At 75.1% G+C, this 14276-nt stretch carries 12 protein-coding genes; 4 read left to right on the forward strand and 8 right to left on the reverse strand.

The window, feature by feature from the left end; all coding sequences use genetic code 11:
• Position 1: 1 nt before the first annotated feature.
• Together ACZ462_RS18705 and ACZ462_RS18710 are read right to left on the reverse strand one after the other, a co-directional pair.
• Positions 2 to 1498: a helix-turn-helix domain-containing protein gene (locus ACZ462_RS18705; RefSeq protein WP_467804348.1), complete on the reverse strand. Its 1497-nt coding sequence runs from the start codon at positions 1496 to 1498 to the stop codon at positions 2 to 4.
• A 90-nt stretch (positions 1499 to 1588) separates the two neighbouring features.
• Positions 1589 to 2419 carry a 2Fe-2S iron-sulfur cluster-binding protein gene (locus tag ACZ462_RS18710; protein WP_468252462.1) on the reverse strand — a complete coding sequence of 277 codons (831 nt, stop codon included), beginning with the start codon at positions 2417 to 2419 and terminating at the stop codon, positions 1589 to 1591.
• Positions 2420 to 2518: 99 nt separating this feature from the next.
• Here ACZ462_RS18710 and ACZ462_RS18715 point away from each other — a divergent pair, with 99 nt between their 5' ends.
• Positions 2519 to 2767: an SCO4226 family nickel-binding protein gene (locus ACZ462_RS18715; RefSeq protein WP_467804346.1), complete on the forward strand. Its 249-nt coding sequence runs from the start codon at positions 2519 to 2521 to the stop codon at positions 2765 to 2767.
• Between the two features lie 207 nt (positions 2768 to 2974).
• Positions 2975 to 4399 (forward strand): PP2C family protein-serine/threonine phosphatase, encoded by a 1425-nt coding sequence (locus ACZ462_RS18720; protein WP_467804345.1) that lies wholly within the window; start codon positions 2975 to 2977, stop codon positions 4397 to 4399.
• A gap of 139 nt (positions 4400 to 4538) precedes the next feature.
• Here ACZ462_RS18720 and ACZ462_RS18725 read toward each other — a convergent pair whose 3' ends face one another.
• Positions 4539 to 6020, reverse strand: coding sequence for a DNA-binding protein NsdB (locus ACZ462_RS18725; RefSeq protein ID WP_467804343.1), 1482 nt, complete (start codon positions 6018 to 6020; stop codon positions 4539 to 4541).
• Between the two features lie 230 nt (positions 6021 to 6250).
• Here ACZ462_RS18725 and ACZ462_RS18730 point away from each other — a divergent pair, with 230 nt between their 5' ends.
• Positions 6251 to 7375, forward strand: coding sequence for an aminoglycoside phosphotransferase family protein (locus ACZ462_RS18730; protein WP_467804342.1), 1125 nt, complete (start codon positions 6251 to 6253; stop codon positions 7373 to 7375).
• 174 nt (positions 7376 to 7549) lie between these two features.
• Positions 7550 to 9334: a 3-oxosteroid 1-dehydrogenase gene (kstD, locus tag ACZ462_RS18735; RefSeq protein ID WP_467804341.1), complete on the forward strand. Its 1785-nt coding sequence runs from the start codon at positions 7550 to 7552 to the stop codon at positions 9332 to 9334.
• 13 nt (positions 9335 to 9347) lie between these two features.
• Here the strand turns inward: kstD and ACZ462_RS18740 are convergent, their stop codons facing one another.
• The 5 genes from ACZ462_RS18740 to ACZ462_RS18760 all read right to left on the reverse strand — a co-directional run bounded on the left by ACZ462_RS18740 (position 9348) and on the right by ACZ462_RS18760 (position 14155).
• On the reverse strand, positions 9348 to 9848 hold the full coding sequence (locus ACZ462_RS18740; RefSeq protein ID WP_467804339.1) for a hypothetical protein: 501 nt from the start codon (positions 9846 to 9848) through the stop codon (positions 9348 to 9350).
• Positions 9849 to 10085: 237 nt separating this feature from the next.
• The gene (locus ACZ462_RS18745; protein WP_467804338.1) at positions 10086 to 11252 is read right to left on the reverse strand and encodes a thiolase domain-containing protein; all 1167 of its coding nucleotides are present in this window, start codon (positions 11250 to 11252) and stop codon (positions 10086 to 10088) included.
• A complete protein-coding gene (locus tag ACZ462_RS18750) occupies positions 11249 to 12307 on the reverse strand; it encodes a thiolase domain-containing protein (protein WP_467804336.1) in 1059 nt (352 codons plus the stop codon). Before ACZ462_RS18750 ends, ACZ462_RS18745 begins: the two co-directional genes overlap by 4 nt.
• The gene (locus ACZ462_RS18755) at positions 12307 to 13284 is read right to left on the reverse strand and encodes a Zn-ribbon domain-containing OB-fold protein (RefSeq protein ID WP_467804335.1); all 978 of its coding nucleotides are present in this window, start codon (positions 13282 to 13284) and stop codon (positions 12307 to 12309) included. Before ACZ462_RS18755 ends, ACZ462_RS18750 begins: the two co-directional genes overlap by 1 nt.
• A 70-nt stretch (positions 13285 to 13354) precedes the next feature.
• Positions 13355 to 14155 carry a crotonase/enoyl-CoA hydratase family protein gene (locus ACZ462_RS18760; RefSeq protein WP_467804333.1) on the reverse strand — a complete coding sequence of 267 codons (801 nt, stop codon included), beginning with the start codon at positions 14153 to 14155 and terminating at the stop codon, positions 13355 to 13357.
• Between the last annotated feature and the right edge of the window lie 121 nt (positions 14156 to 14276).

The raw sequence follows: 14276 nt of genomic DNA on the forward strand, positions 1-14276 counted from the left end.
TTCAGGGCACCTCGTCCGGCTCGGCCAGTTCGGTGGCGCGGTGGGCGAGCCACAGGTCGTGGCGGGCGCTCGGCGAGCGGAGCAGGGAGCGCTGGAGGACGGCCTCGGTGCGGGCGAGCCGCTTGCGCGTACCGGGTACGGAGATGCCGAGCGCGGCCGCGGTCGCGGCCAGGCGGGCGTCGTGGCGCAGCCAGGCCCGGACCGTCCCGTGCGCGCCGGGCGGGGCGTCGGGGCCGGCCAGCGGGGCGAGGTGGGCGCGGGCCCAGGCGGCCACGTCGGGGTGGCGCAGGACGGCGTCCAGGCCCGCGCCGAGGTCCGGGGGCGGCGCTCCGGGGCCGTCGGGGGCGGCGAGGGGGCCGTCGGGGGTCAGCCGCAGCGCGAGCGAGAGGGCGGCCTGGTCGGCGAGCCGGGAGAGGTCGGCCCCGGTCAGCGACTCGATCAGGCGCAGCCGCGTCGCCAGGGTGTTGCGGTGGACCTTCAGCAGCCGGGTGGCGTGGGGGCCGAAGTCAAGCCAGGCCCGGGCGGTGGCCCGCAGCTCCTGCGCGCCGGGGTCCTGGGGGCGGCGCGGCCGGTGCGTGTGCAGGGGCGCGAGGACGGCCGCCGCCCAGCCGGCCCCGGCCGCGTGGGCCGCCAGCTCGGGTTCGGGGCCGGGGCCGAACCGGGCGTGCCGCCCGGGGCGGGCGCCGGCGACGGCCAGGGCGTGGAAGGCCTGAGTGTAGGCGGCGGGGGCTTCGCGCAGCGGCAGCTCCCCGCTCGCTCCGACGGCGCCACCGGGGACGGCGGCGGCGAGGGCCGCGTCGAGGGCGCCGGGCCCGTCCGGGCCGCCGGCGGGCACCAGCACGATCAGGTGGCCCGCGTAGACCGGGCAGCGCACCACCCAGGCGCTGCCGCCGGTCAGTTCCTCGCACACCCGGGCGGCGGCGGTCCGCTCGCCGGGCCGGCAGGCGACGACGTACATCCGCATGGGCTCGGGGAGCGAGGGGGAGAGTGCCTCGGCGATCTGGTGGGCGGTGGAGAGCCGGCCGTTCATCAGGAGGTGGAGGACCGCCTCGCGGGCCCGGGACTCGGCGAGTTCGGCCCGCTGCTCGCGCCGTTCCGCCTCCTCCGCGCGCAGGACCAGGGCCAGCGGGACGGCGGCGTCCGCCAGCAGTGCCGGGGCGGCCGGGTCGTGCGGAGAGCAGAGCACGGCGGCGAGCGCGCGGTCCTCCCCGAGGGCGAACAGCAGTGCGGTGGATCCGCCGACGTCGAGGACGGCCGACCGTACGCCGCGGTCGGCGAGTTCGGCCGCTCCCCGCAGGGCGAGCCGGGGAGCGCCGGGGTCCGCCGCGCCGCGCGCGGCGGGGCCCGCGGCGGTGCCGACCACGCCGGTCCAGCCGCCCAGCCGGGCGCCGAGCCACCGCAGGACGGCGGCGGAACCGCCGGAGTGCGCGAGGCGGTGGACTCTCAGGACGTCGTCGGAGCGGCTCTGCGCCGGTGCCGGGGTGCCGGACGGCCTCATCGGCGGGAGGCCGGGCGGAGCCGTCGGCGGGTTCGGTTCGGGCGGGTTCGGGATGGCGGGCTCCGTTCGGTGCGGGTGGCGCCGCCGCATTCAACCACCGGTCCCCCACTGTGCGCTGTGACACCGCTCTCGCCGGCTCGCTGTGCGGTGGTGAACCTGCACCGCGGACGCCGCCCGCCTACGCTGGGGTGCGGGCGTCGGTCCCGGGTACCACGGGGGGTTCCCGGGGCCTTCCCGCTCACCCGCGCGCGGCGGCGCTGCGGATGGCCTCCCAATGCGCGGACAGGTGCCGCAGCGGCAGGTGTTGGCGATCGCGTCGATGTCCCCGTCCGCGGGCTCGGCGGTGCGCCGCAGCACCGCGACGGCGGCCGTGATCCGGCCGGGCCGCCAGAACCGGCACTGGGACACGTCCTGTTCGAGCCAGGCCTCCTGCACGGGGCGCAGCCGGTCGCCGTCGGCGAGGTCGGCAGCCGGGCCACCAGGCGGCGTCCAGGGCGGCTTTGGCGTCGAGTGCCCGGCCGAGGGTCTCGCGACGCCGGTGGGGATGGCGGCCACGGGGAGCCCGCCGGGCATGGCGCGAGCGATCCGGCCTGCCGGCGAGGGCGTGGTCCTGCCGCTGCTTCGGCGCGGCCGCCGGTACGGGCAGGGCGGTGTCGGCCGCGGCCGCGGAGAGGGTGCCGTAGCGGGGGCGCGGGCGGCGCCCTCCGCAGTGGTGCGGGCGCTCCGCCGCGGCCGGCCCTTACCGGCGGGTAGCGCAGGGGGCCCGGGGGTGCGCGGAAGCGGAACGCCCGCACGGGCCCCGGACCGCCGCTCGTGTGCGTCCGGCGGAGGTCCTTCGTTCGGGGGTCCTCGCGCGGCGGCGCACTCCGGCGCCTTGTGCGAGGGGGGGCGCCCCGGCAGGGTGAGCCGTGTCGGCCGCATCTTCGAGCGGGAGCGCCCGCGGCGCCTTTTTCCCGCCAAGGGCGGACGATGGAAGCAGAAGAGCCGTCCTTGCCGAGCGCACGGAGGAGGTGTGCAGAGGTGACGAAGTACATGGACGTCCACCACGGCATGAAGGGCATCACGGCGGAGCAGCTGTCCGCCGCCCACCGCGCCGACCTGGCGATCGAGGCCGAGGAGAACGTGCACTTCGAGCGGGCTTGGGCCGACCCCGAGTCCGGGACCGTGTACTGCCTGTCGGAGGCGCCGTCCGCGGACGCGGTCCAGCGGATCCACGAGCGCACGGGCCACCCCGCCAACGAGATCCACCCGGTGCCGATCACGGTGTGACGGACGGGGCTCCCGGCGGGGCCCGCCAAGGGGTGACCGGAATCGTTCGTACACCCCGGCGGGCCGCCGGGAAGCCCCGGGCATATGCCAGGAGCAAGACCGGGACGGATGTTGCCAATCGCCTTACAGCCCCTTCGCGCCTGTGCCAGAGTCGTAGAGGCCCTTCTGCTTCAGACCTGGCCGCGCCGCGCCTGTATCGGAGTGCACATGCCGTCCCATCTGTTCGCGGACCGTCCCGCGCAGCCGCCCGAGCCGGGATCGGTGGACGCCCTGATCTCGCAGGCGAGGCGGCTGCGCGGCGGCCTCGACGCGGTGCGCCGCGACACCGCCGTGGACGACGGCGCGCAGGGCCGCTGGCAGCGGGCGCTGTGCGACCTCGCCGTGCACCAGCTCGACGACCTGCACGACCAACTGGGCCAGCTCAAGAAGGGCCTGCCCCCGCCCGCGGCCGCAGACGGCCCGGCGCAGGAGCACCCCGGCGCGGACGGGGCGGACACCCGGCAGACCCGCATCGGCAGCGCCGAGTGGGACCTCCTCACCGACGAGGCCAGCTGGTCGGAGGAGCTCTTCCGGATCTTCGGGCGCTCCCCCGCGGCCGGCCCCCTCCCCCTCGACGAGCTCGGCTCCACCCTGTTCTCCGAGGACCAGCCCCTGCTCACCGCGATGCTCACCGCCTGCCTCGTCGACGGCAAGCCCCTCGACGGGGAGTTCCGCATCGTCCGGGCGGACGGCCGGGTCCGCACCCTGCACATGCGGGGGGAGCCCGTCCTCGACTCCGACGGCTGCACCGCTTCCATGTGGGCCGTCTTCCGCGACGTCAGCGAGCTGCGGCGGAGCCGGCGCGCCGTGCACGAGTCCCGCGAGTCCCTCCGGCACCGCCGGGAGATCGCCAGGACCGAGCACCGGCTCGCGGTCGAGCTCCAGGAAGCGGTCCTTCCCCCGCGGCGCACCTCCCTGCGCCTCCCGCACGACTCCGCCGGCGCCCTCGACGTCGCCTCGCACTACCTCCCGTCCGCGGAGGGCGCACCGATCGGCGGCGACTGGTACGACGCCCTGCAACTCCCCGACGGGCACACCCTCCTGACGGTCGGCGACCTCACCGGGCACGGTGTCACCGCCACCTCCGGCATGGCGATGATGCTGGGGGCCCTCCGCGGCATGGCCATGGCCGGCATCGAGCCAGGCCCCCTGATGGGCTGGCTCAACCGGCTGCTCGAAGCGTCCGTGCAGCCCGCGCTCGGCTCGGCCGTCTGCTGCCGGTACGACCCGGGAAGCCGCGTCCTGTCCTGGGCGCAGGCCGGCCACCCCGCCCCGCTGCTGTTCCGCGCCGGCACCGGCCGCGCCCTGGCCCCGCCCGAGGGCGTGCTTCTGGGCGCCACGTCCGGGGCCGGCTACGGGCAGGCCGAGGAACGGCTCGAAGCCGGTGACGTGCTCGTCCTGCACACGGACGGGCTGCTGCCGTACGACGTCGGCCTCGGCGCGGCGGACGGCACCGGGCGGCTCCTGGCACTCGCTCCGCGGCTCGCCGCGGCCGCATCCGCACAGGACTGCCTGCGCATCGTCGTCGAGGAGTTGGGCGGGGAGGGGCGCGAAGGCGACGCCTGCATCCTTGTCGCCAGGATCGGCACCTGACGGCCGCCGGAGCAGAGCCGTCCCTCACACCGGGCCGTTCCGAGGCCGCGCCCCTGGCGCGGCCTTTCCGTCATGGTGCGGGAAGGCTGCGGAAAAGCCCTCCGGAGGAGAAGGGGGACGGTCCGGGGGTCGGCGCACCCTAGACCGTCTGCTGGACCGGGCTGTGGGGCAGGGCCAGCTTGATCTCGTCCCGCAGGTCCTCGATGCGCGAGTACCCCGCGTACTGGCCGGTGAGCCGGTACATCTCCCGCAGGCGGTCCCACGTCCGGTGCGAGGAGGTCTCGTTCATGGAGACGAGCGCGAGGCGCGCGTACCGGTCCGCCTGCTCGGGGTCGTCCGCGATGAAGCAGGCCGAGGCCATGGAGATGTAGTCGAAGATCTGCGAGCGCTGGTGGCCACCGGCCCGCAGCCGCAGCGCCTCGCGGGCGTGCCGCTGGGCGATCGGCGCGGCGGACGGCTCGTGGTCGGCCAGCGTCCGGTACGCCAGGGCCTGCATGCCGTGCAGGTCCGCCTCGTCGAAGTGCTGCATCCACGAGGGCGGCGGCACGTCGGCCTTGTCGGAGACGAACAGGTCCTCGGCCTCGCCGAGGGTGCGCCGCATGGCCTGCCCCTTGCCCATCGCGGCCTGCGCCCACGCCTCGATGGTGTGCAGCATCGCCCGGGTGCGCGGCAGGGTCTCCTCCCCCGATCCGGACTGGGCCAGCTTCATCAGGTCCAGCGCCTCGCCGGGCCTGCCCAGGTGCACCATCTGGCGGGCCGCCCGCGACAGCGCCTCGCCGGCCCGCGGCCGGTCGCCTCCCTCGCGGGCGGCGTGCGCGGCGATCACGAAGTACTTCTGGGCGGTGGGTTCGAGGCCCACGTCGTGGGACATCCAGCCCGCCAGCACCGCCAGGTTGGCCGCCACCCCCCACAGGCGCCGCTGGAGGTGGTCGGGGTGGCGGTACGCCAGCATGCCGCCGACCTCGTTCAACTGGCCGACGACGGCCTTGCGTTGCAGGCCGCCGCCTCTGGCGGCGTCCCAGGCGCGGAAGACCTCCACGGAGCGCTCCAGGGCCTCGATCTCCTCCGCGCCGACGGGCGCGGCCTCGTACCGGTCGAAGCCGGCGGGGTCGGCCTTGAAGGGTTCGCCGAAGCGCTGGGCCTGGCCGCCCGCACCCGGGTCGGTGTGCAGCCAGTCGTACATGGCGTTGGTGAGGACGGAGCCGGCGGTGAGCGCCACTCCCGCGCCCATCAGACCGCGACGGTTGAGCATGAGGTCCATTCCCGTGAATTCGGTGAGGACCGCGGCTGTGCGTTCGGGCGCCCAGGGCATGCCGTCGGGGTTGTCCTTCACCCCGTCCGACTGCCGCCTGGAGGTGCGCCGCTGCCGTACGAACCCGAGGTCCTCGATGGTCACGACACGACCGAGCCGCTCGGTGAACAGGGCTGCCAGGACGGTGGGCACCGGTTCGCGGGGGGTCTCCCCCATGTCGATCCACCGCCGCACCCGCGAGGTGTCCGTGGCCAGCTGGTGGTGGCCCATCGCGGCCGCCTGCCGGTTGACCATCCTCGCCAGCTCACCCTTCGACCAGCCGGCCAGGCCGAACAGGTCGCTCAGTCGGGTGTTTGGTCCTTTGCTCACGTCAAGCCCCCAGGTTCTCGGCTGGTTTGACAGTAGCCCGCCGACAGATGCCCAGCGACTATTCGCCAGGCTTCGCCAGGGCCAGCCAGATGGTCCGCCACCCGCGCCAGGGTGTCAGGTAGGAATGCGCCTCCCCGACCCGGCCGCCGGGCGGAACTCCCCAGGGCGAAGCCCGGGGCCGGCGGGGCGGCGTACAGATCTCGTCGGCGCACGAAGGGAACCGCAACGCCATGTATGCAGCAACGTCCTCCGTGTCCGCCCCGGTCCGGCCCCACCGCACGCTCCAGGCGGGCGGGGCGTCCTACCTCGACGCCGCCCGCCCCTCGGTGCCGCTTCCCGGCGCCGTCCGGGCCCGGCGGATGCCGGGAGCCGCCGCGCAGCCGCTCAGCGGGAGAATCGACCTGTCGGGGCCGCAGGGTGCGCAGTTGCGCACCGCGCTGGCCTCGGTGCAGCGGATCTGCCCGGAGTTCGCTCCGGTGCAGGTGCTGCGGCGCAGCGGCCGGTCGGTCCTGCTGGTGGGGACGACCGGCCGGATGACCGCCGTGGCGAAGGTTTTACTGGACCACTCGCCGGAGTGGCGCGAGCGGTACCGGCACGAAATAGCGGCGTACCGGACGTTCGTCCGACACCGCCCGCCGGTCCGGGTGCCGCGGCTGATCGCCGCGGACCCCGAGAACGGGACGCTGGTGGTGGAGCGGATGGCGGGCCGGGTCGCGGCACTCCAGCGGCATCCGGTGGAGGCCCCTCCGCGGGCCGACCTCCGGGCGGCGCTGGGAGCGGTCTGCCGGGTCAACCAGTGGCGGCCGCCGGCGGATCTCTTCGGGGACCCGCTGAACTACGGGCAGCGGATCGCGCGGTACCACGAGCTGGGGCTGCTGACGGACCGGGACCTGGGGGACCTGCAGAAGCTGCTGTGCGGGCTGCGACTGGCGGGTGTGCAGCGGCAGTTCAACCACGGTGACGCGCTTCTGTCGAACCTGCTGCTGTCACCGGCCGGGCCGGTGCTGCTCGACTGGGAGCACGCGGGCTGGTACCTGCCGGGCTACGACCTGGCGACGCTGTGGACGGTGCTGGGCGACGCCCCGGCCGCGCGCGGCCAGATCAGCCGGCTCGCCCAGGCGGCCGGTCCGGCGGCGCGGGACGCGTTCCTGGTCAATCTGATGCTGGTGCTGACCCGGGAGATCCGGATGTGCGAGACGGCGGTGCAGCGGTCCATGGCCGCCTCCGCCCCGAACCAGCCCCTGCCGGCGGGCGCCCTGTCCTCGGGCGAGGAGCAGCGGCTGCTGCTGCGCCGCCTGCACGACGACTGCGGCATGGCCCGCAGGGCGGTCCGCGCGGCCGTCGGGACCCGCTGAGAGCCGGCGGACGGCACCGTCACGAAAATCCCGTGGCGCACACAACCGGTGTGCGCTCCACGGGATTTCGTGCGTCCGGGCGGGCGTGCGGATGCCTTGACTTCCCCGGGTCCTGCGCAGAAGTTTCTGACATTGCATCAGATAGTTGACTTCGCAACCCGCTTGGAGCCTGCCATGACCGCGAGCGCCGCCTCCGAACCGCGCCCCGCCACCCATCCGTCGCGCCGCGCGGTCCTCGCCGGGGCCGGCGCCGGCGCGCTCGCCGCCGGGCTTCCGGCCGTCCGGGCGCGGGCCGATACGGGCCCCGTGTTCGGCGAGTACGACGTCGTCGTGGTCGGCTCCGGCGCTGCCGGGATGACGGCCGCGCTGACCGCCGCCAAGCGGGGGCTCGGCGTGCTGCTGGTCGAGAAGGCGGCGACCTTCGGCGGGTCCACGGCGCGCTCCGGCGCGGGGATCTGGCTGCCGAACAACTCGGTGATCCTGCGCGCAGGCGTCCCCGACACCCCGCAGAAGGCGGCAGCGTACCTGGCGGCGGTCGTGGGCCCGTCCGTGCCGGCGGACCGGCAGGCTGCCTTCCTGGCGAACGGGCCGCGGATGCTGGACTTCGTGATGGCCAGCAGCCCGCTCCGCTTCCGCTACATGGACGGCTACAGCGACTACTACCCCGACCTTCCCGGCGGAATGGCGAACGGCCGCTCCATCGAACCCGACCAGCTCGACGGCTCCGTCCTCGGCTCCGAACTGGCCCGGCTGAACCAGCCCTACATGCCCGTCCCCGCCGGGATGGTGGTCTTCGGCCAGGACTACCGGTGGCTGACCCTGGCGACCGTCAACGCGCGGGGGGCGGCGGTCGCCGCCGAGTGCCTGGCGCGCGGCACGCGGGCCGCGCTCCGCGGGGAGAAGCCGCTCACGATGGGCCAGGCGCTCGCGGCCGGGCTGCGGGCGGGGCTGGCGCAGGCGGGCGTACCGGTGTGGCTGGAGTGCCCCCTGGTGGACCTGGTGACGGAGGGCGGGGCGGTCACCGGAGTCGTCGTGGCGAAGGGCGGCGTCCGCGGCACGGTACGGGCCCGCCGGGGCGTCGTCCTCGGCTCGGGCGGATTCGAGCACCACGCGGCGATGCGGGCCCAGTACCAGCAGCAGCCGATCGGCACGCAGTGGTCGGTGGGCGCCCGGGAGAACACCGGGGACGGGATCCGAGCCGGGCAGCGGGCCGGAGCGGCGCTGGACCTGATGGACGACGCCTGGTGGGGGCCGACGGTCCCGCTGCCCGGGGAGCCGTACTTCTGCCTGGCGGAGCGCACCCTGCCGGGCGGGCTGATCGTGAACGCGGCGGGGGCGCGGTTCGTCAACGAGGCGGCGCCCTACAGCGACGTGGTGCACATGATGTACGAGAAGGACCGGGGCGCGCCGGGCTCGCACATCCCGGCGTGGCTGGTGGTGGACCAGCACTACCGCAACAAGTACCTGTTCAAGGACGTGCTGCCGGCGCTCCCCCTCCCGGACTCCTGGTACGCGTCGGGCGCGGTGCGCACGGCGTGGACGTGGGACGGGCTCGCGGAGCGGATCGGGGTACCGGCGGCGGCGCTGCGGGCGACGCTGAGCCGGTTCAACGCGCAGGCGTGGAGCGGGACGGACGCCGACTTCGGCCGCGGGAGGACGGCGTACGACCACTACTACACGGATCCCGGCGTGTACCCGAACTCCTGCCTGGCCCCGGTCCTGCTGCCGCCCTTCCACGCCTTCCGGATCGTGCCGGGCGACCTGGGGACGAAGGGCGGCATCGTGACGGACGCGCGGGCACGGGCGCTGCGGCCGGACGGCTCGGTGATCCGGGGCCTGTGGGCCGCGGGCAATGCGAGCGCGGCGGTGATGGGCCGCAGCTACGCGGGGGCCGGGTCGACGATCGGACCCGCGATGGCGTTCGGCTACGCCGCGGCGAACGACATCGCGGACGCGTGATCCGGCCGGGCGGTCAGCCCTGCTGGAACAGCTCGGCGGGCAGCGGCTTGAGCAGGGCGTACAGGTCGTCGCTGATGGGCCGGTCCCAGCTGGCGATCGTCACGAGGACGTTGTCGCTGCGGTCGAACTGCACGCAGCTGATCCGGGACTCGGAGAGCTTGACCTTGCGGACGATGAGGAGGTTGTCGCCCTGCATGACGGGGCAGTCCTCGATGCCGGTGACCTCGACCTCCTCGTCGTTCTCGAGGGCGTCGAGGAGCTGGGCCACCTCGAAGGGGATCTGGCCGTCGGCCAGGTCGCGGGCCGGGGAACCCTCGGGGAGGTTCCCGATGATCATTGCGGGGCCGCGTCCGCCGAAGAGGTCGTAGCGGAGGAAGACGCCCTGGCAGCTGCCGTCGGGCGCGGGGAGCAGCCCGGCCCCGAGATTGCCCGGCCAGTCCCCCGGATCCATGGCCAGGACGTCGAAGTCCGGGCCGGCGGGTGTGGCGGCGCGGTTGCGGCGGAGGAAGGACATGCGGCCATGGTACGTGGCCGGGGGCGCTTTCCGGATCCGGGGGCGCGGCGCCCGTTCGCTGCCGCGGGCACCCCGGAATGGCTGGTGCGGCCCGTCCGGCGCGCGGATCGGCGAGGGGCTGCCGGGGCGTTCTCCGTGGGGTGGCGGGGCGGGTCAGGCGTCGCGCGGCGTGTCGCGCGGGCCGCGCGGCGTCACCCGCGGCCGGGGGTGTGCGTACGCCTCCCGGTCTGCCCGGGCTCAGGAGGCCGGTAGCCCGGACCCCACCAGCCACATGGAGAAGAACTGCGCGCCGCCCCCGTAGGCGTGGCCGAGCGCGCGGCGGGCTCCGGGGACCTGGTGATCACCGGCCTGGCCGCGGACCTGGAGCGCCGCCTCCGCGAAGCGGATCATGCCCGAGGCGCCGATCGGGTTGGAGGACAGGACGCCGCCGGACGGGTTCACGGGCAGGTCCCCGTCGAGCTCGGTCGCGCCGGCCTCGGTGAGCTTCCAGCCCTCGCCCTCTTGGGCGAAGCCCAGGTTCTCCAGCCACATCGGCTCGTACCAGGAGAACGGCACGTACAGCTCGGCCACGTCGATCTCGCGGCGCGGGTCGGTGATGCCGGCCTGCCGGTAGACGTCGGCCGCGCAGTCCTTCCCGGCCCGCGGGGAGACGAAGTCCTTGCCGGCGAAGAGCGTCGGCTCGCTGCGCATGGCCCCGCCGTGCACCCAGGCGGGCGGGCGGGGGGCGCGGGCGGCGCCGGGCCGGTCGGTGAGGACCATCGCGCAGGCTCCGTCGGAGGAGGGGCACGTCTCGGAGTAGCGGACGGGGTCCCACAGCATCGGCGAGGCCTGGACCTGCTCCAGGGTGATGCCGTGCTCGTGGAGGTGCGCGCAGGGGTTCTTCAGGGCGTTGCGGCGGTCCTTGTACGCGACGAGCGAGCCGACGGCGGCGGGGGCGCCGGTGCGCCGCATGTACGCGCGCACGTGCGGGGCGAAGAACCCGCCGGCCCCGGCGAGCAGCGGCTGCTGGAAGGGGACGGGCAGCGACAGCCCCCACATGGCGTTGGACTCGGACTGCTTTTCGAAGGCGAGGGCGAGCACGGTGCGGTGCACCCGGGCGGCGACGAGGTCGGCGGCGACGAGCGCGGTCGAGCCGCCGACGGAGCCGGCGGTGTGGACGCGCAGCATCGGCTTGCCGACGGCGCCGAGGGCGTCGGCCAGGTACAGCTCGGGCATCATGACGCCCTCGAAGAAGTCGGGGGCCTTGCCGATGACGACGGCGTCGATGTCCTGCCAGGCCAGCTCGGCGTCGGCGAGGGCGCGGGAGGCGGCCTCGCGGACGAGTCCGGCGAGGGAGACGTCCTGGCGGGCGGCCGCGTGCTTGGTCTGGCCGATGCCGATGACGGCCACGGGCTCCTTGCTCATGCTCGGTCCCCTTCCAGGACGGCGACCAGGTTCTGCTGGAGGCAGGGGCCGGAGGTGGCGTGGGCGACGGCCCGGTCGGAGGCGCCGCGGTGGATGCGGGCGGCGGCCTCGCCGATGCGGATCAGGCCGGCGGCCATGAGGGGGTTCGCGGCGAGGGCCCCGCCGGAGGGGTTGACGGCGGTGGACGGGCCGAGGCGCAGCGCCTTGCGCAGGACGACCTCCTGGGAGGTGAACGGGGCGTGCAGCTCGGCGGTGTCGACGGGCGCGGTGAAGAGGCCGGCGCGCTGGGCGGCGAGGCGGGTGGACGGGGAGTCGGTGAGGTCGCGCACGCCGAGGCTGTGGGCCTCGATGCGGTGGTCGATGCCGGTGATCCAGGCGGGCCGCCCGCACAGGCGGCGCGCGGTGTCGCCGGCGGCGAGGACCACGGCGGCGGCGCCGTCGCCGACGGGCGGGCAGTCGCCGGTGCGCAGCGGCCGGACCTGGTGGCCGCCGTGCGGGACGGCGCCGGCGAGCTGGGCGTGCGGGTTGGCCGCGGCGGCGGCGCGGCTGCGGGCGGCGATCGCGGCGAGCGCCTTCTCGTCGGTGTCCCCGGCGTCGATCAGGGCCTGTGCCTGGAGGGCGGCGAGGGCGACGGAGTCGGGCCACAGGGGGGCGAGGTAGTAGGGGTCGAGCTGCCGGGTCAGGACGTCGCGCGGGGAGCCGGGCGAGGACTTGCCGTACGCGTAGACGAGCGCGGTGTCGGCCTGCCCGGTGCGCAGCTTGACCCAGGCCTCGTACAGGGCCCAGGCGCCGTCCGTTTCGACGTGGGATTCGGAGACGGGGGGCCAGGCGCCGACACCGTCGAGGGTCATGGTGAAGGAGAAGGGGCGGCCGGCGAGGTAGTCGCTCGATCCGGAGCAGGTGAAGCCGATGTCGCGGGCCCGCAGGCCGGTCCGCTCGCGGACCTCTTCGAGGACGGGCAGGAGCATCTCGAGTTCGCTGAGGTCGTCGGTGCGGCGCCGGTGGTCGCTCTGGGCGAACGCCACGACGGCGATGTCGCGTTCGTGGCGGGCCATCAGACGAGGTCCTTGTAGGTGTCGTAGTCGGCGTCCGGTTCGCCGGTGGGGCGGTAGTGGTCGGGGTGGCGGCCGTCGGGGGTCCACACCGGTTCGACGCGCAGGCCCATGCGGACCTGGTCGTAGGGGATGCCGCCGATCCGGCCGTGCAGGGCGAGGTCGGCGCCGTCGAGGGCGATGTGGGCGTAGACGTAGGGCACGTCGATGTCGAGGTTGCGGGCCTTGATGTTGACGATGCAGAAGGTGGTGACGGTGCCGGCCGGACCGACCTCGACGCGGTCGGTGGTGGCGACGCCGCAGGTGGGGCAGGCGCCGCGCGGGGGGACGTACACCTTCCGGCAGGAGGGGCACCGCTCGCCGATGGTGCGCCGCTCGCGGAGGGCGGCGAGGTGGGCGCTCTGCGCGCGGCCGGGGGTGTGGGTGTAGTCGAGGCGCGCCTCGGTGACGATGCGGGTGACCGGGTCGGGGAAGCGGCCCGCGTGCGGGGCCGGGGCGGGCGGGTGGCGGGGCGGGTCCGTGTCGTCGGGTCCCTCGGGTTCGAAGCAGGCGATGTCGGTGATGGCGCCGGTGCGTTCGGCGGCCCAGCGGATGCGGACGCGCATGCCGGTGCGGACGGCCTCGGGTCCGGGTGCGTCGAGGGCGTGCAGGAGGGCGGTGCCGGCGCCGTCGAGGCGGACGAGGACCCAGGCGAAGGGGGTGGCGAGGGGCTGGCGGGGGCGGGGTCGGTCGTTCCAGGCCCAGGTGGTGACGGTGCCGGAGGGGGCGACCTCGACGAGGTCGCGAAGCTCCTCTGCGGTGGCCGGGTCGTACTCGGCGGGCGGGACGAGGACCGTGCCGCCGGGGGTCCTCGCGCCGAGGACGACGCGTTCGCGGAGCCCGGTCAGGAAGGCGCTCTGGACCGGTCCGAGGGAGCGGGTGAAGGGGAACTCGACGACGAGGGGCGCGCGGAGCGCCTCGGGCGGGGGCGCGGCTGTCATGGGGGTCTCCGGATTCTCCGGGGGCGTGCGGGCCCGGCGGGAGGGAGGAGGGGTGCGGGAGGGCGGGGGGCTATGCGCGGCGGTAGACCGGGGGCCGCTTCTCGGCGAAGGCGCGGGCGCCCTCCTTGGCGTCGGCGGTGCCGAAGACCGGCTGTCCGCGGACGAGTTCGGCGGCGAGGCCCTCGGCCTCGGTGAGGCCGGCGGTCTCGTAGACGGACGCCTTGACGGCCTCGACGGCGAGGGGACCGCAGGCGTTGATCAGCTCGGCGGTCTCCAGGGCGGCCTCCAGGGCCCTCCCGTCCGGTACGACGCGGCCGACGAGGCCGATCCGCGCGGCCTCCTCGGCGGAGTAGGGGCGGCCGGTCAGCAGCATCTCCAGGGCATGGGTGCGCGGGATCTGGCGGGGCAGGCGGACGGTGGAGCCGCCGATCGGGAAGAGGCCGCGCCTGACCTCGAACAGTCCGAAGACGGCTCCTTCGGCGGCGACGCGGATGTCGGTGCCCTGGAGGATCTCGGTGCCGCCGGCGACGCAGTACCCCTCGACGGCGGCGATGACCGGCTTGCGGGGCCGGTGGTGGCGGAGCATCGCCTTCCAGTGCAGGTCGGGGTCCTCCTTGAGGCGGTCGCGGTAGGCCTCGCCGCCCATGCCGCGCCCGGCGAGCGCCTTGAGGTCCATGCCGGCGCAGAAGTCGCCGCCCGCGCCGGTCAGGACGACGGAGCGGATGGCGTCGTCGGCGTCCGCTTCGAGCCAGCCGTCGTAGAGGCCGACCAGCAGGGGCAGCGAGAGCGCGTTCTTCGCCTCGGGCCTGTTCATGGTGAGCACCAGTGTGGCTCCGTGCCGCTGCACGGTCAGGTGTTCCGTCCCACCCATTGCCGTCCTCCCGTCTCCGGACCCAGAACAGGGTGCAGGAGGGGCGGGGGCAGTTCAATAGTTTTCTGACACTCAGTCAGTTTTGTTGGGCGGCTCCCTTCCCAGTTGGGGTGCGCGGCGC

This window comes from Streptomyces sp. NPDC031121 (assembly GCF_055570615.1).